The following is a 15,118-nucleotide window of genomic DNA, read 5'->3' as shown; positions in this document are numbered from 1 at the left end:
CGTGCCGCGTGATAATAAAGGCTGGCCACTGCGCCCTTGTCGGCGGCGCGCTGGAAAAAGGCGCGCGCCTTGACCGGGTTTTTCATGCGCAGATAGCGTCCGGCAAAGTAATAGGCAGCGGTCAGGCGTGCATCGGCGCCGGCGCGCGGCCCCGGGCCACGATGCTGAGCATGTGCTCGGGCGTAGCCCTGCCGGCGAACATGTCGAGGGCGACGGGCAGCCAGGCGTTCTCGCCATCCTCGACGGAGCCTGGCGCCGCCGGCGCCGTGCCGAGACTGGCCTGCATCACGGTGGCGCTCAGGCGTTCGCCTTCGTCGGTGGCGCGGCCGGCTTCGCGAAAGTCGGCCAGCGCCTGGGTCGGCTGGTTCAGGTACAGGTTGGCCAGGCCGCGCCCGAACCAGGTCGCGGGTTCGCCCTGGCCGCGCGCGATCACGCGGGTAAAATCGGCTTTCGCCTCGGCCACGCGCCCGGTCAGCAGATAGACTTCGGCGCGGCAGGCCAGCAGCCCATCGGCCTGGTCCTGCAATTTGACGGCCCTGGTCGCATCCTTGATGGCGTCTTGCGCCTGGCCCAGATGGGCGCGCACGCGGGCACGCTCGCACAGGGCGCGGCCCGGTTCGCGGCCGCTGCGCTCGGCGTCCTGCACCGCCTGGTCGAGCTTCACGAGCGCGGCACGCTGGCGCGCTTCCTCGTTCGGCGGCGCAACCGGCGTTCCCTGCATGTCGGCCTTGAACACCCGCAGCGTGCCGGCGCGCTGCATGTCCCAGGCCTGCAGCTTGCGGCTGAATTCGACGGTGCGCGCGGCCTCGATCCGATCGGCCAGCAGGTTCAGCTGCAGTTCCAGCTTCAGGCCGCGCTTGCCGAGCGTGATCTTGCGGGTACCGTTGAAGGCCGGGTCGGCGACCGTCCTGCTCTCGCTGTCCTCGCGCATGGCGAAGCTTTCCGGCAGGCGCAGCGTCATTTCGTAGTCGACGGCGTAGGGATAGCCCGGCACGGTCAGGGGCGCGCTGCGCTGCCCGGCGCCGGGCACCTGGAGGAGGTCGGCCATGTTGACGGCGTTGTAGTCCACGGTCCAGGCGGTGGCGCTTTCGCTGAACATGCGCGGCACCGTGAACTGCGACTCGAGCACCATCACGTTGCGTTCGCGGTCGTCGCGCAGCACCACGTCGCCCACCAGCTGCGCTTCCGGATAGCGCCGCGCCATCGCATCGCCCAGCGATTTCTTCATCTCCGCCTGGGTCGCCATCGCCGAGTTGGCACGCAGCGTTTCGGCGCCCGCGCCGCTGTACTCGCTGCGTACGAGCAGGCTGGCCGGCGCGTCCATCGCCGTCACCGTCACCTGTTCGCTACGGCGCTGGCGCTCCGGCGCCGGCGGGTAGGCGATGCCGTCGAGCCCGGCGCTGCCCGGGTGCACCACCAGCACCTCGGCACCCGCCAGCGGCTGGCCGAGCCGCGCCAGCTGCCCGTGCTGGCCTGGCGCGTCGGGTCGAGGAAATAGGTGCGGCCGCCGATCGCCAGGCGCACGATGGCGTGGTCGAACAGCATCGGGCTGGGCAGGTACTGGCCCATGTTCTTGTGCAGCGCCACCGATACCAGCACCGGATCGGCTTCCAGGCCGAGCGCGCGCAGCATCGTCACCAGCAGCAGCGACTTGTCCTTGCAGTCGCCGTAGCGGCGTGCCAGCACCTCGGCGGGCGGGGCCGGGCGGTGCGAGTTCTCGCCCAGCGACAGCGACAGGTAGCGGATGTCGTTCTGCACGAACTCGAGCGCGCGCATGGCTGCGGCGTCAAGCGTGGGCGCGGCGCGGGCCGGCGCGAGCGCGGTGTCGAGGGCCTTGCCAGGTGCGCCGGCCTGGAACAGGCGCAGCGCCCAGGCATTGACATCGCTCCAGCTGGCGTATTCGGAAAACTGCAGCCAGCGCGCTGCCTGGACATCGCGCGGCGCACCGGCGTCAAACAGCGTGGCAGGCAGCTTGCGGCCCTCGAACACGCGCAGCAGGCGGCCGTCGCGGCGCTGCTCGCTCACCACCGGCAGCGTGCCGCCGGCGGGGCCGATCAGGCGATGGCCGACAGGCCGGCCCTCAGGCGTGTCGAGCACGACGCGGCGGTACGCGACCGGAAACGGCGCATCCCACTGGGCGGCATCCATGTAGCGGTTTTCGAACACGGGATTGGCGCCGGTCGTCGTATAGGCGATTTCGAGCGTGTCGCCGACGCGCAGGTCGGGCATCACGATGGCGACCGTGACGCTGCCGGAGTACATGCCTTGCTCCAGGCCGCGCTCGCGCTGGAGGAAGCGGATGTCCGCGCTACCCAGCCGGTCCTCGGTACGGCCGTCGCGGTGCACCAGCAGCTGGTGCATCTGCAGCACTTCGTATTCGGGCTGGAAGCTCAGTTCGATGTTGGCCACCTGTTGCAGCGAGCCCATGTCGCGCGCGACCAGGGCGCGGTGCACGTAACTTGCCGGCTGCGCGTCGAGGCGCAGTTGCACGTCGTTCAGGCGCACGCTGAAGGGGGCGTCGATGGCCTCCGGCAGCGCCGGCGACGGCAGCACCCAGGCCGGTACGGGTGCATGGCGAACGAATGCCTGCTCGGCGCGGCGGCTGGCGGTATCGGCCTCCGCCCGCAAGGTGCACATCATCAGGAACAGCGCGAAAAGGGCCAGGCGCAGGAAGCGGGGGCGGAGCATGACGGGTTCGGAAAGGGCGGGAGGAACGAAGATATCACGGAGGCAAGATTTCTTACAAAGAATATTTTACGGGCAGCTGGGCCCCAGTTGTCATCGCCCCACCTGAGCACTCGGAACCCACCATCGCCGCCGCGATCTAAAAAGGTTCGTTCGACGAGTGCGGCCGGCCGAGACTCCACGAGGTGCGCCATGCACGGCTCCACTGCCCAAGCCGGTTTCTGGATCTGGAAGACCTGTTTTTCGCTGGCCTTGTATATCCTGCTGTGGCTGGTGTCGAGCTTCCTGGCGCTGAACTATTGCCAGGGCTACAACACCGAGCCGGCACATGCGGGTAACTGCGGCCATAACCTCCACTGCGCCGCCAAGGCGATGCTGGCGGACATCGACCTCGACAAGGCGGGGCAGGCATGGGACGCGATCCGCGAGCCCGACCCGGGGCAGCACGGCACGGAAAGCCATGCACAGGCCGCTCCAGGCGGCGAGGGCCCGGCTTCGCTCGACAGCCTGCAGGGATGGGTTCGCGTGCTGGACACCGACATCGCCCAATTGCGCAGCAGCGTCGAGCTGCGCATGCATCCCGCGCAGACGCTGGAAGATTCGCTGCTCAAGGTGCTGGTGGTCGTGGCCATTTCCTGGCTGTGGTTCCATACCTTCCTGCTGTCGAATGAATTGAAGCAGGCCTTCGCCAGGTGGCGCAGCTTCCGCCCGCCCTTCGATGCCACGCGCTACCGGCAGCAGTTGGACGAACTGCGGGACGAATTGCGGGACGAACTGCGCGCCGGGAGCCAGCCCGGCACGGCCAATGTCCATGTCCGCCAGCGCTGGCGCGAGCGTCCGGCCTTTCGCCCCGTGCCCTCCTTGATCAAGGCGCTGCTCGTCATCGTTTCCCTGTTGCCGGCCCTGTGCTTCGCCGTGGCCATGCATGCGGCCTACGAGCCCGCGGTCTTCGTCATGGCGCTGGCCGCCATTTTTGTCGCGGCCGAACACTATGGGGGCCTGACCGAAACCGAGCACGAGCTCAAGGCCCGGACCGACGACCTGAAGCAGACGATGGGCATCGTGCTCGATGCCGATGGCCTGAACGAATGGCGCAAGGAGGTCTATGACCTGTACGGCAAGGCGCGCAACCGGGTCGATGCCGTGATCCGCATCTTCGACATCGATGCCGAATGGTGGAAGTCCTGCCGCTGACGAACATCCTCGTCGAGCTCGGCATGCGCGATTACCTGAACGAACCGAAGCCGGATTTCCTGCTCGCCCCCGCCGACGATGTCGACCAGCGCATGAACCGCTCGGTGCTGCTCAGCGAAACGACCGCGGAGCGCCTGTGCACGGCCGTGTTCGAGGAATTGCTGACGCGCCGCCTGCGCAGGGACGCGGCTTTGTCGCCGCCTGGACCGATCCGAAATGCCTGAAGCTGAAATACCTGCTCGGCGAGGTGCTCTGATGGCGACCGTGGGCGAAGCGGCGCCGCTGGCGTCGCGCTTCTGGGCCGATATCCGCGACATCAACCGCGTCGTTTCCGCCGAACTCGTCAAGCCGGGGGCGAAGCTGTGGGAACTGCCGCTGGCGATAAGGGGCGCCATCGGTAGCGGCTACCCGGCCATGATCAAGCGTATCCTGGCCTATGCCGTCGAACTGCTGGACGTGCCGCGCATGGCCGACAGCGGGCGCCGCAGCGGCTCGGCCAACGCGCAGATGGAGCGTTTCCTGCAGGGTTGCGACCGCGTGCTGGGCGAGCACGAACAGCGGGCGCTGAGCCCCGTCGACCGGCGCACCCGGCGCGACGAGCTGCTGATGGAACACCTTACCGCCGCCTGGCTCGGCCTGTATTTCCTGGGCCTGCCCTTCATCCACCCCTGGGAAAAGGTGCGGCGCCTGGCCGACTACCGCGGCGGGTTTCCATCGGGCGGCTGCATTGCCAAATACATCGGCGACGTCTACCGGCTGGCGCGCCACTGGATGGCGCAGCAGGGTCCCGGGAGCGCCCAGGCTACGCTGTTCCCCGAGGAAGACGGCAAGTCGGCGGCCATCCTGGTGCTCAGCTATACGCCGCTGGTCCTGCTGAGGGAGGCCTTGACCTACCACGACAGCACCTATGTCACGCCCGGATCCGTGCACGAGCTGGGCCGGCATTACGCATTGCTGCAGATGCTGCTGTATCTGCGCTGCGGCTATCCGGTGCACTTCCTGGTGCCCGTGGCGGGCCTCGCGCAATCGCTGGACACGCTGTCCGGCATCCCCGACGATCCGGCGTCGCCGCCGACGCCGGAGATGCGCGCACGCCGCACGATCATCCGCGAGGGCATCCGCCCCTGGCTGTTCGACACGATGTTCGCCAGGCGCTTCCCCGAGCAATCGGTGCGCCTGCTGAAGTTCCCGCTCGACGCTTCGGGCATGCCAACCTGCATCCTGGGCACCAGGACCGGCATCTATACACTCGAAAGCGGCGAGAACGGGCTGCACTTCGCCGGCAACGAAATCCGCGAGGCCCTGCTCGTGTCCTACCGCGACAAGTTGGAAAGGCTGCTCGGCCTGACCGGGAGCGCGCGCGTCGTCAGCCTGCTCGATCTCGGTCCGGATTTCGACGACACCCTGGCCGCGCTGCTGCCCAATCCCTGAGCGTTTTTCTCTAAGGTGCGGTAGCGCGTTCCAGCGCATCGAGCCACTGCATCGCCTGCTCGCGACTGTCGCCGCACATCTCCAGCGAAGGCTGCAGGCCGCCGCACACGGCCGGCCGCTCGGGCTGGCCGAAGATGCGGCAGCGGTTGTCGTCGCCCAGCTGCACGCAGCGTATGCCGGCCGGCTTACCGTCCGGCATGCCGGGAATCGGGCTGGTGATGGAAGGCGCGGTGCAGCAGGCACCGCAATGGTCGCGGCAGTTCATGGATGGTTGCGGGCAGGAGACCGCGCGAAAGCGTGAGCCGTGCAGTATAGCGCCGTCCGGAGGCCGCGGTCCATGCAACGTGCCGGGCGCTCGGCCGTTGGCGATCCTGCTATCGTGAAGTCCACCCATATCGCATCAGGAGCCCGGCATGGCAAGTTCCCTCAAACCCCTCGACCAGCAAGTGATGGTGATCACCGGCGCCTCCAGCGGCATCGGCCTTGCCACCGCCCACGATGCCGCCCGGCGCGGCGCGAAGCTGGTGCTGGTGGCGCGCAGCGGCGACGTGCTGGCGGCGGTCGTGGAGAGCCTGGCAAGCAGTGGCGTCGAGGCGATCCACGTCGTGGCCGACGTGTCCGAACGCAGCCAGGTCGATCACGTGGCGCAGCAGGCGGTCGCCCGCTTCGGCCGCATCGATACCTGGGTCAACTGCGCCGGCTGCACGATCTATGGGCGACTGGACGAGGTGCTGGAAGCGGACAGCCGGCGCCTGTTCGACATCAATTTCTGGGGCATGGTCAATGGCTCGCTGGCGGCGCTGCCGCACCTGCGCATGACGGGCGGGGCCTTGATCAACGTCGGCAGCGAAGCGTCGGAACTGGCCATTCCGCTGCAGGGCATGTACTCGGCCAGCAAGCATGCCGTCAAAGGGTTCACCGACGCACTGCGCATCGAGATCGCGCACATGGACGGGGCGCCGGTATCGATCACCCTGATCGAGCCGACCGCGGTCGACACGCCGCTGCCCCAGCATGCGCGCAACTACCTGGCGCACGAGCCGAAGCTGCCGGCGCCGCAGATCGATCCGCACCAGGTCGCCGGCGCGATCCTGCAGGCGGCCACGACGCCGACCCGCAGCCTGAAAGTGGGTGTAATGGCCAGCCTGGACGTGGCGATGGAAAAGCTGATGCCGGGCGTGGTCGATGTGCTGTCGGTGCTGCAGGTGCCGCGCCAGCAGACCGACGCCCCCGCGCGCGACCGCGAAGGATCGCTCTACAAGCCGAAGGCGGAAGGGCGCATCTACGGTTGCGGCAACGGCAAGGGGCGGTAAAACATACCTATGCGCCGTGCTTGACTACCCCTGAGCCCGGGTCTATATTCGATGACTCATTGGTAAGTTGTCGGACAGAATCATGGAATGCCCACTTGACACCAAGCCGCGCTGGGAGCGCCGCAAGGATGCGCGTCCGCAAGAGCTGCTGGCGGCGGCCATCGACCTGTTCGTCGAACGGGGTTTTGCCTCGACCCGGCTGGAAGATGTGGCGCGCCGCGCCGGCGTCTCGAAAGGCACCCTCTACCTGTACTTCGAGAACAAGGAAGAATTGTTCAAGGCAGTGGTGCGCACCAGCATCGTGCCCGTGATCGGCGAAGCGGAATCCTCGGTGGCCGAATTCGACGGCCACAGTGCCGACCTGATGCGCAAGGTGATGATCGACTGGTGGAACCGCATCGGCGCCAATAAAGTCTCGGGCATCGTCAAGCTGGTCACGGCCGAGGCCGGAAATTTCCCCGAGCTGGCCCAGTTCTACCAGGATGAAGTCATCAACCGCGGCACCCGCATGATTTCCAGCATGCTCGAGCGCGGCATCGCCCGTGGCGAATTCCGGCCGATCAACGTCACGCAAATGACGCAGGTGCTGATCGCGCCCATGCTCATGCTCGTCACCTGGAAGCATTCGGTCGGTCCCTGCGAGCAGGGCGCCCTCGAACCGCTGGCCTTCCTCGACACCTTCTTCGACATGGCGCTGCACGGCCTGTTGCCGCCCCCGACCGCGCCGGCTGCGGCATGAGGCCGGCGCGCCCGCCACGCCGTCCTGCCGCCCTCCCGCCAACCCGCTTGCGCTGCACTCGCGCCGGAATCGAGGCGTTCACCCCCCTGAAACTGCAGACTGTCGCAATTTCGCGCGGCTGGGATGCCATCCCGATAAGATGTGCGTCCAGTAGCCGATCAACGATAAAATACGGGATTATTTCTTTTTCCACCGAGTATTAAGATGAATATCGAACAAGCCCGTTTCAACATGATCGAACAGCAGATCCGCCCGTGGAACGTGCTGGACCAGGACGTGCTCGACCTGCTGCACGTGGTCAAGCGCGAAGCCTTCGTGCCGCAGGCTTACCAGAACCTGGCCTTTGCCGACGTCGAGATTCCGCTGCCGGGCGGCGAAGCCATGTTCAACCCGAAGATCGAAGCGCGCCTGCTGCAGGAACTGCGCCTGCAAAAGAACGAGAAAGTGCTGGAAATCGGTGCCGGTTCCGGCTACATGGCCGCGCTGATGGCGCACAAGGCGCAGCACGTGACGACGGTGGAAATTTCGCCGGAAATCAGGAAGCTCGCCGAACAGAACATTGCCCGCGCCGGCATCGCGAACGTAACGGTCGCCGAAGGCAATGCGGCAACCGGCTGGCAGCAGGGCGGCCCGTTTGACGTGATCGTGCTCTCGGGCGGCGTCGAAAGCATCCCGCAAGCCTTGCTGCAGCAGGTCAAAGTGGGCGGCCGCATCGCCGCTTTCGTTGGCCAGGCGCCGGCGCTGAGCTGCGAAATCGTCACCCGCGTCTCCGACACCGGCTACGACACGGTCAAGCTGTTCGAGACCAACGTCAAGCCGCTGACGGGCGCTCCGGCGGTCTCGCGCTTCACCTTCTGAAGGACAAGGCCATGCAGCACATCACCGCGCCAGAGCTGGCCGCCCGCCTGGCCGATCCGGCGGGCGAGCGCCCGCTGCTGCTGGACGTGCGCGAGAACTGGGAATTCGAGACCTGCCACATCGAAGGCTCGACCCAGATCCCGATGCACCTGATTCCGATCCGTGCCGGCGAACTCGCGGACGACCGCGAGATCGTCTGCATCTGCCACCACGGTGCGCGCAGCATGCAGGTGGCCGCTTTCCTCGAGCGTAACGGATTCGAGAACGTAACGAATTTGACAGGCGGAATACACGCCTGGGCCATGCAGGTCGATCCGGCGATGCCGAAGTACTGACCTGCGTTTTTTCTCTCACTTAGAAGACTCCGACGGAGACCATAATGCAGAAACCCCTCATCGCCATGCTGCTGGCCAGCGCTTTCGTGTCGCTCGATGCGCACGCGATCGACCTGCTCCAGGTGTACCAGCAGGCCCTGGCCAACGACGCCACCTTTGCCAGCGCGCGCGCTTCGCTCGCAGCCGGGCGGGAACGCGTACCCCGGGGGCGGGCGGGGCTGCTGCCGATCGTGGGCCTGTCGGGTTCCTACACGCGCGCCGATGGCGAGGACGAGCCGGGCGTGCCGGGCGCCTCGGACGTGCGCATCAACAAGTATTCGCTGAGCCTCATCCAGCCGCTGTTCCGCTGGGACCGCTGGCAGAGCTACGAACAGAGCAAGCTGGCGCAGGCGATTGCCGAAGCCCAGTTCGCGCAGGCCCAGCAGGACCTGATCACGCGCGTGGCGCAAGCCTATTTCGACGTGCTGTCGGCCCAGGACACGCTGGAATCGACCCGCGCGCAAAAGAGCGCCGTGACCGAGCAGCTGGCCTCGGCCAAACGCAACTTCGAAGTCGGTACCCAGACCATCACCGATACCCACGAGGCGCAGGCCGCGTACGACCTGGTGGTGGCGCAGGAATTCGCCGCCGTGAACGACCTGGACAACAAGCGCAGCGCGCTGCAGGCGATCATCGGCGCCGAGCCGGGCGTGCTGGCACCGCTGCAGGCCGGTGTCACGCTGGCGCCGCCGCAACCGGCGACTGTTGACCAGTGGGTGTCGTCGGCGGAAACCCAGAACTACGGCGTCACGGCGCAGCAGTTTGCGCTGGAGTCGGCCAAGCGCGAGATTTCGCGCAACCGCGCCGCCCACCTGCCCACGCTCGACCTGGTCGCCGGCAGCTCGCGTGATAAAACGCGTACCAATGTCGGCGCGATCGAAAACCGCGGCAATTCGGTCGGCGTGAGCTGGTCCGTGCCGATCTTCAGCGGCTTTGCCGTCACCAGCCGCGTGCGTGAAGCGATCGCCCGGAAGACCGCGCCCGCAACGACCTGGAAGCGACCAGGCGCAATGCCGCGCTACAGGCGCGCCAGGCCTTCCTCGGCGTGAACAGCGGCCTGGCCCAGGTCAAGGCGCTGCAGGCGGCGGAAGTGTCGAGCCAGTCGGCGCTGGAATCGAACAAGCTCGGCTACCAGGTCGGCGTGCGCATCAACATCGACGTCCTGAATGCCCAGCGCCAGCTGTACTCCACCCGCACCGACCTGGCGCGCGCACGCTACAACACCATCCTGAACGGCCTGCGCCTGAAGGCGGCCTCGGGCTCGCTGCGCGAAGCGGACCTGGTGCCGGTAAATAACCTGCTGCAGAAATGAGCATGCAAAGAATATTTGCATAAATTGCAATAAGTGCAAATAAATGACGGCGCCGCGGAGGAATCCAGCGGCGCCGTTTTTCATCGTCGATACGAGGATCTATTTGCGCGGCCGCAGCAGGCCGAGGCCGCCATTGGTGCGCACCACGATGGCACCATCGTCGGCCACCGCCAGCCCCGCCACCAGCACCACGTCCTTCGGCAAGTCTTTGACGCGCGCATTGAGGTCGACCATGCCGTAACTCGCCGTCCAGGCGAAGGCGTGCTCGACACCGGCTTTCTGCTGCACCGACGAGCCCACCACCAGTCCCGAAGCATTGATCGCCACCGCGTCCGAAAACCGGCTGCCGCCCAGCGTGCCGAGTTCGCGGATGCTGCTGCCGTCGTGGATGAAGGCGACGATGCGGTTGTCGGGGTAGTAGACGTAGCCCACCACATGGCCGGCGGCATTGAGCGCCCGTCCTTCCGAGCCTCGGGCGCCCGGCGGCAGGCCCAGGTCCTGCAGCATGCCGCCTGAATAACGGAAGGCGCGCAGCACGCCGTCGGCATCGCGCGAGTAGCCGGCGACCTGCCCGGCCTCGTTGATATCCTGCGCCAGCGAACTGACGCTGAGCGAACCGATGTCTGGATCGGCGCGCCGCTGCGGGCATCGTAGAGGAAGGCGTGGTACCAGGCGTCGCCCGGTCCGTAGGCATAACCGGCCACCTGGCCCGAGGAATTGATCGCCAGCGCGAAGGAACTGCCGCCGCCGAAGGTGCCGAGGTCGCGCATGGCGCTGCCGTCGTGGTAGAAGGCATGCCACTGGCCGGCGCTTGTTGCGGCCCAGCCCGCCACCTTGCCGCAGGTGCTGATGACGTTGCCGTAGGAATCGGCGCCGCCCAGCGTGCCCAGGTCGTGCAAGCTGCCGTTGTAGAAGAAGGCGCGCGGCACCTCGCCCGCCGCCTGCGCCCAGCCGGCCACCTGGCCGCAACGGTTCACCGAGAACGCACGCGCGCCGCTGCCCCCGAAGGTGCCCAGGTCGATGTTTTTCTTGCCGTCGTAGAGGAAGGCGCGCGTGTTGCCGGCGGCATCCCACGACGTGCCGGCGACCCGGCCGCCGTTGGCGATGCCACGGCGGCCGACGTCGCCATAGACGATGCCGGGCAGGCCGAGCGGCGTGAAATCATAGAGCGGTCCATGGCTGACGGGAGCAGGAGGCGGCGGTGCTGGATAGCCATCGCCGCCACCGCCACCGCCGCAGCCGCCCAGCAGGTCAGCGCCGCCGCCGCCGTGCACAGGCCGCGCCGGGAAATCTTTACCGAATGAGATGTGAACATGCTTGCCTCCATTGACGGGTTCACGATCCAGTCTAGGACGCAGGCGCGGTCGGGTTCAGTCAAAGATGAGTTTGCTTAATCCCTGTCAAACGGATGAGTTGAGTGGTGGCAAGAACGCGGTTTACGTTCCTGGAAGAAAAATGCGGACGGGTAGGGAAGGGCGCCGATATCGCACCGGGTTTGCTGACCCTGCCTTGGAACGGGCAGGCGCGCGGGCTCGACGAACCTGCATTTTGTTGCCCGGAATGCAAGCGAGGAGGGGGCGCAGCCGGGGTTGCGGCTGCGGAGGGCATCAGTTTCCCGGCCTTAGTTGCTCAGGCCGGCACCGCCTTCGTGGTCCTTGCGCTGGATGAACTCGATCTTGTAGCCATCCGGATCGGTCACGAAAGCAATCACGGTGCTGCCGCCCTTGACCGGGCCCGGCTCGCGCGTGATGTTGCCGCCGGCGGCGCGCACGGCGTCGCAGGTGGCGTAGATGTCGTCGGCCGAGATGGCGATGTGGCCGTAGGCGGTGCCCATGTCGTAGCTGTCGGTACCGTAGTTGTAGGTCAGCTCGAGTTCGGCGTGGTCCGGATTGCTGCCGTAGCCGAGGAAGGCCAGCTTGTACTTGTACTCGGGATTGTCGCTGGTACGCAGCAGTTTCATGCCGAGCACCTTCGTGTAGAAATCGATCGAGCGCTGCAGGTCGCCGACGCGGAGCATGGTGTGAAGGATGCGCATGGGTATGTCTTTCTTGATGGGCGTGAAAGCCGGAATTTTATGCGCTTGCCGGGATTCCTGCCGGACGCACTGGTGGGGGAGTCTGTGTGCGTGGGGATGGGAGGGGCGTAGGGTGGGCGCCCCGTGCCCACGCGGAAGCGCGCATTTTGTTGGCAGGCGTCAGCGCACAGAGTTGGCGCTGCCACGGTTCCTCGTTCCGCGTGGGCACAGGGGCGCCCACCCTAGGCATGCCGAACGCGTCGGCCAGGCAGTGGCGATCGGAAACGGCCGATCAGCTCTCCAGCCGCGACGTCAAGCTGATCTCGGCATTGAGCAGCTTCGACACCGGGCAATTTTCCTTCGCCGTTTGCGCCGCCTTGTCGAAGGCTTCCTGGCTGGCGCCGGGAATCTTCGCCACCAGGTCGAGGTGCACGGCGGTGATCGAGAAGCCGCCCTCCACCTTCTCCATCGACACCGTCGCCGTGGTACGCAGTTCCTGCGCCGTCATGCCGGCCTGGCCCAGCTGGCCCGACAGCGCCATCGTGAAGCAGCCCGCATGGGCCGCGCCGATGAGTTCCTCGGGATTGGTGCCGGGGCCGTCCTCGAAGCGGGTATTGAAGCCGTATTGCGAATCCTTGAGTACGCCGCTGCCGGTGGAAACGGCGCCCTTGCCGTCCTTCAGGCCGCCGCTCCAGACGGCGCTGCCATTGCGTTTGATGGTCATGGCGTCTCCTCAGCGATTCTTGCCCGGCACGGGCTCGACGGAATCGTGGTCGCGCATCGAGCGGTGGCGGTCCGGTTGCGGGTTGGCCTGGCCGGTGGCGCCGGCCTGCGGTTCGACCGCTTCGCTGATGCCTGGGGTGTTGCGCAGGTCGGTGTCGACCAGGCCTTGCGCCAGGTCTTCCGCCGCCTGCTTGATGATGCCGCGCGGTTCGGTATCCTGGCCGTCGGGCGACTCGTCGCGCTCGTGCGGCTGGCGCTTGACGCCGTCGTTTTCGATTTTCGCCTTCGTGTTCACGAAGCGGTCTTTGGTTTCGGTAACCATTGCATTCTCCTTTTGCATACCTTGCATGAATCCTAACCCTCCCGTTCGCACCCGGTCGCGCAATTGGATGATGCTTTTTTGCAATTAACTGGCTAACATGTGGTTTCCCTTCCCTTTCTGATGCCACCGTGAACACCGACACCGACCCGCACCGCGCCCCCGGCTTTTGCCCGAATTGCGACAGCCCGCTGGGCGGCAACTTCTGCCAGACCTGCGGCCAGCCGGCACGCCTGCACGTGCCGAGCGCGCGCGAGTTCCTGCACGAATTCATCGCCCATTACGTGGCGCTCGAGGGCAAGCTGTGGAAGTCGCTCGGAATGCTGCTGTTCAAGCCGGGCCGGCTGACGCGCGAATACATCGAGGGACGCCGCGTGCCCTATGTCGAGCCGCTGCGCCTGTACCTGAGCTTCAGCATCATCTTCTTTGCGATCTACAAGTTCGGCGACTACCGGTGGCGCAGTTCGACAGCGCCACGCGCGCGCCGACGCAGGCGGAAGCGGCAGCGCAGGGCAAGCCGCCGGTGGAAGCGCCGGGCGGCGGCGGCCCCGGCCGATCCCGCGGTGACGACCGCCGACGGTCGCAATGAAGTCCTCGACGAAGTCGACAAGCTCAACCCCACTCTGGGCAGCAAGCTGCGCCAATTCATGGCATTGCCGCGCACGGACAAGGACGCGGCCGTCAGGAAAGCCTTCTTCAGCTACACACCGTATGCGATCTTTGCCCTGATGCCGCTGTTCGCGGCCTACCTGAAGCTGCTGTACCTGGGTTCGGGCAGGCGCTATGGCGAACACCTGTTGTTCGCGCTGCACACGAATGCGTTTGCCTTCCTGGCGCTGAGCCTGCTCCTGATCCTGCCGTCCGGCATTCCCCTCGTCGGCACCGCGCTCACCCTGTGGCTAATGTTCTATACGCCCACGGCCATGCGCCGCGTGTACGGAGGCGGGCGCCTGATGACGGGACTACGCTGGATTGCCCTGATGACCTTGCATTTCTTCAGCATGGTGCTCGCCGTCGTGGCCGTCACTGCCCTGGGCGCCCTCGCCTGATCTTGCAGGATGCGGACCAGGCCATCTATACTGTGATTTTGTACAGTATTTGTTGAGGCGCCGGGTGGCAGGCGGGGGGATTATCGGTTAATCTCCAGCGTGTTCGCCCATCCATCGCCGAGAGCCCTTATGCCCGCACTCCCCGTCGCTACGCCCGCACTGCAATCGATCATCGCGCTGGTGGTGCGGCAGAACACGGCCGGCATCGAAGAACCGGTGGCGCGCGTCGTCGGTTTCCTGCAGGGGGCCGGCTACCGCGTCGTGTTCGAATCCGACACCGCGGCCCACCTCGGCATGCCCGGCATCGAGGCGCTCAGCGTGGCCGAGATCGGCGAGCGCGCGGCGCTGGCCATCGTCATGGGCGGCGACGGCACCATGCTCGGCATCGCCCGCCAGCTGGCCAAGTACGACATTCCCCTTATCGGCATCAACCTCGGCCGGCTCGGATTCATTACCGACATCCCGGTCGACCGCATGCTGCCGGCGCTCGGCGAAATCCTGCAAGGCAAGGCCACCGCGGAAAAGCGCACACTGCTCGAAGGGCGTGTGATGCGCGCAAACGACATGATTTTCTGCGGCGTGGCCGTGAACGACGTGGTCGTGGCGCGCGGCAGCGGCGCCGGCATGGCGGAACTGCGCGTCACGGTCGATGGCCACTTCATGTACAACCAGCGCTCGGACGGCCTGATCGTCTCGACGCCGACCGGTTCCACGGCCTATGCCTTGTCGGCCGGCGGGCCGCTGCTGCATCCCAGTTTGCAGGGCATCGTGCTGGTGCCGATCGCGCCGCACGCGCTGTCGAACCGGCCGATCGCGGTGCCCGACACCAGCGAAATCGTGGTGGAAATCGTCAGCGGGCGCGACATTTCCGTGAACTTCGACATGCAGACTTTCGCCAGCCTGCAGCACGGCGACGAAATCGTCATCTCGCGTTCCCCGAACACGATTACCTTCCTGCATCCGGAAGGCTGGAGCTACTACCACACGCTGCGCGAGAAGCTGCATTGGCACGAGTATCCATCGAACGACGGCAAGCTGAAGTAGAGCGTCCGACAAAACATCCATGGCTGCGTTGCATCGTCTCGCCGTATTACCATACTGTCTTCG

At 66.3% G+C, this 15,118-nt stretch carries 16 protein-coding genes and 4 pseudogenes; 11 read left to right on the top strand and 9 right to left on the bottom strand.

Features of this window, described 5'->3' with window-relative positions; translation table 11 throughout:
- Nucleotides 1-121: 121 nt before the first annotated feature.
- Nucleotides 122-1,423: a tetratricopeptide repeat protein gene (locus tag G4G28_RS22825; RefSeq protein WP_183107856.1), complete on the bottom strand. Its 1,302-nt coding sequence runs from the start codon at nucleotides 1,421-1,423 to the stop codon at nucleotides 122-124.
- Nucleotides 1,336-2,688: a DUF3857 domain-containing transglutaminase family protein gene (locus G4G28_RS22820; protein ID WP_183107855.1), complete on the bottom strand. Its 1,353-nt coding sequence runs from the start codon at nucleotides 2,686-2,688 to the stop codon at nucleotides 1,336-1,338. Before G4G28_RS22820 ends, G4G28_RS22825 begins: the two co-directional genes overlap by 88 nt.
- 189 nt (nucleotides 2,689-2,877) lie before the next feature.
- Between G4G28_RS22820 and G4G28_RS22815 the strand changes: the two genes are divergently transcribed.
- The 3 genes from G4G28_RS22815 to G4G28_RS22805 are packed head-to-tail and all read left to right on the top strand — an operon-like array spanning nucleotide 2,878 to nucleotide 5,310.
- Nucleotides 2,878-3,879 carry a hypothetical protein gene (locus G4G28_RS22815; protein ID WP_182990064.1) on the top strand — a complete coding sequence of 334 codons (1,002 nt, stop codon included), beginning with the start codon at nucleotides 2,878-2,880 and terminating at the stop codon, nucleotides 3,877-3,879.
- Entirely contained in the window at nucleotides 3,858-4,103 is a 246-nt protein-coding gene (locus G4G28_RS22810; protein WP_182990063.1) for a hypothetical protein, read from the top strand. The genes G4G28_RS22815 and G4G28_RS22810 overlap by 22 nt, the downstream gene beginning before the upstream one ends.
- Before the next feature lie 31 nt (nucleotides 4,104-4,134).
- Complete coding sequence (locus G4G28_RS22805) at nucleotides 4,135-5,310, top strand: hypothetical protein (RefSeq protein WP_182990062.1); 1,176 nt, start codon at nucleotides 4,135-4,137, stop codon at nucleotides 5,308-5,310.
- Between the two features lie 10 nt (nucleotides 5,311-5,320).
- On the opposite strand, the gene G4G28_RS22800 is transcribed toward G4G28_RS22805, so the two are convergent.
- Entirely contained in the window at nucleotides 5,321-5,575 is a 255-nt protein-coding gene (locus G4G28_RS22800; RefSeq protein WP_182990061.1) for a YkgJ family cysteine cluster protein, read from the bottom strand.
- A gap of 148 nt (nucleotides 5,576-5,723) precedes the next feature.
- On the opposite strand from G4G28_RS22800, the gene G4G28_RS22795 reads away from it, so the two are divergent.
- The 5 genes and pseudogenes from G4G28_RS22795 (at nucleotide 5,724) to G4G28_RS22775 (ending at nucleotide 9,906) form a co-directional block, all read left to right on the top strand.
- Nucleotides 5,724-6,623: an SDR family oxidoreductase gene (locus G4G28_RS22795; protein WP_182990060.1), complete on the top strand. Its 900-nt coding sequence runs from the start codon at nucleotides 5,724-5,726 to the stop codon at nucleotides 6,621-6,623.
- A gap of 82 nt (nucleotides 6,624-6,705) precedes the next feature.
- A complete protein-coding gene (locus tag G4G28_RS22790) occupies nucleotides 6,706-7,362 on the top strand; it encodes a TetR/AcrR family transcriptional regulator (RefSeq protein WP_183107854.1) in 657 nt (218 codons plus the stop codon).
- A gap of 204 nt (nucleotides 7,363-7,566) precedes the next feature.
- Complete coding sequence (locus tag G4G28_RS22785; RefSeq protein WP_182990058.1) at nucleotides 7,567-8,220, top strand: protein-L-isoaspartate O-methyltransferase; 654 nt, start codon at nucleotides 7,567-7,569, stop codon at nucleotides 8,218-8,220.
- 11 nt (nucleotides 8,221-8,231) lie between these two features.
- Nucleotides 8,232-8,555 carry a rhodanese-like domain-containing protein gene (locus G4G28_RS22780; RefSeq protein ID WP_182990057.1) on the top strand — a complete coding sequence of 108 codons (324 nt, stop codon included), beginning with the start codon at nucleotides 8,232-8,234 and terminating at the stop codon, nucleotides 8,553-8,555.
- 44 nt (nucleotides 8,556-8,599) lie between these two features.
- Nucleotides 8,600-9,906: pseudogene (locus tag G4G28_RS22775) on the top strand (TolC family outer membrane protein).
- A 99-nt stretch (nucleotides 9,907-10,005) separates the two neighbouring features.
- Here the strand turns inward: G4G28_RS22775 and G4G28_RS27100 are convergent.
- The 6 genes and pseudogenes from G4G28_RS27100 to G4G28_RS22745 all read right to left on the bottom strand — a co-directional run bounded on the left by G4G28_RS27100 (nucleotide 10,006) and on the right by G4G28_RS22745 (nucleotide 12,965).
- The gene (locus G4G28_RS27100) at nucleotides 10,006-10,443 is read right to left on the bottom strand and encodes a hypothetical protein (protein WP_229507785.1); all 438 of its coding nucleotides are present in this window, start codon (nucleotides 10,441-10,443) and stop codon (nucleotides 10,006-10,008) included.
- A pseudogene (locus G4G28_RS29525) lies at nucleotides 10,444-10,707 on the bottom strand (hypothetical protein); the annotation flags it as partial.
- Nucleotides 10,701-11,180 (bottom strand): annotated as a pseudogene (locus tag G4G28_RS29520) (hypothetical protein); the annotation flags it as partial. The pseudogenes G4G28_RS29525 and G4G28_RS29520, both read right to left, overlap by 7 nt.
- A 347-nt stretch (nucleotides 11,181-11,527) precedes the next feature.
- The gene (gene gloA, locus G4G28_RS22755) at nucleotides 11,528-11,941 is read right to left on the bottom strand and encodes a lactoylglutathione lyase (protein ID WP_182990054.1); all 414 of its coding nucleotides are present in this window, start codon (nucleotides 11,939-11,941) and stop codon (nucleotides 11,528-11,530) included.
- 271 nt (nucleotides 11,942-12,212) lie between these two features.
- Nucleotides 12,213-12,644 (bottom strand): OsmC family protein, encoded by a 432-nt coding sequence (locus G4G28_RS22750; RefSeq protein ID WP_182990053.1) that lies wholly within the window; start codon nucleotides 12,642-12,644, stop codon nucleotides 12,213-12,215.
- 9 nt (nucleotides 12,645-12,653) lie between these two features.
- Entirely contained in the window at nucleotides 12,654-12,965 is a 312-nt protein-coding gene (locus tag G4G28_RS22745) for a hypothetical protein (RefSeq protein WP_182990052.1), read from the bottom strand.
- Nucleotides 12,966-13,093: 128 nt separating this feature from the next.
- Between G4G28_RS22745 and G4G28_RS22740 the strand changes: the two genes are divergently transcribed.
- The 3 genes and pseudogenes from G4G28_RS22740 (at nucleotide 13,094) to G4G28_RS22730 (ending at nucleotide 15,055) form a co-directional block, all read left to right on the top strand.
- Nucleotides 13,094-14,011, top strand: coding sequence for a DUF3667 domain-containing protein (locus G4G28_RS22740; RefSeq protein ID WP_183107852.1), 918 nt, complete (start codon nucleotides 13,094-13,096; stop codon nucleotides 14,009-14,011).
- A 172-nt stretch (nucleotides 14,012-14,183) separates the two neighbouring features.
- Nucleotides 14,184-14,298, top strand: a pseudogene (locus G4G28_RS22735).
- Nucleotides 14,273-15,055, top strand: a complete 783-nt coding sequence (locus tag G4G28_RS22730; protein ID WP_182990050.1) for an NAD kinase — start codon at nucleotides 14,273-14,275, stop codon at nucleotides 15,053-15,055. The pseudogene G4G28_RS22735 and the gene G4G28_RS22730 overlap by 26 nt, the downstream one beginning before the upstream one ends.
- Nucleotides 15,056-15,118 lie beyond the last annotated feature (63 nt).

The sequence above is a fragment of the Massilia sp. Dwa41.01b genome (assembly GCF_014171775.1).
GTDB lineage: Bacteria > Pseudomonadota > Gammaproteobacteria > Burkholderiales > Burkholderiaceae_D > Telluria.
This window is presented reverse-complemented; position numbering and strand designations above follow the sequence as displayed.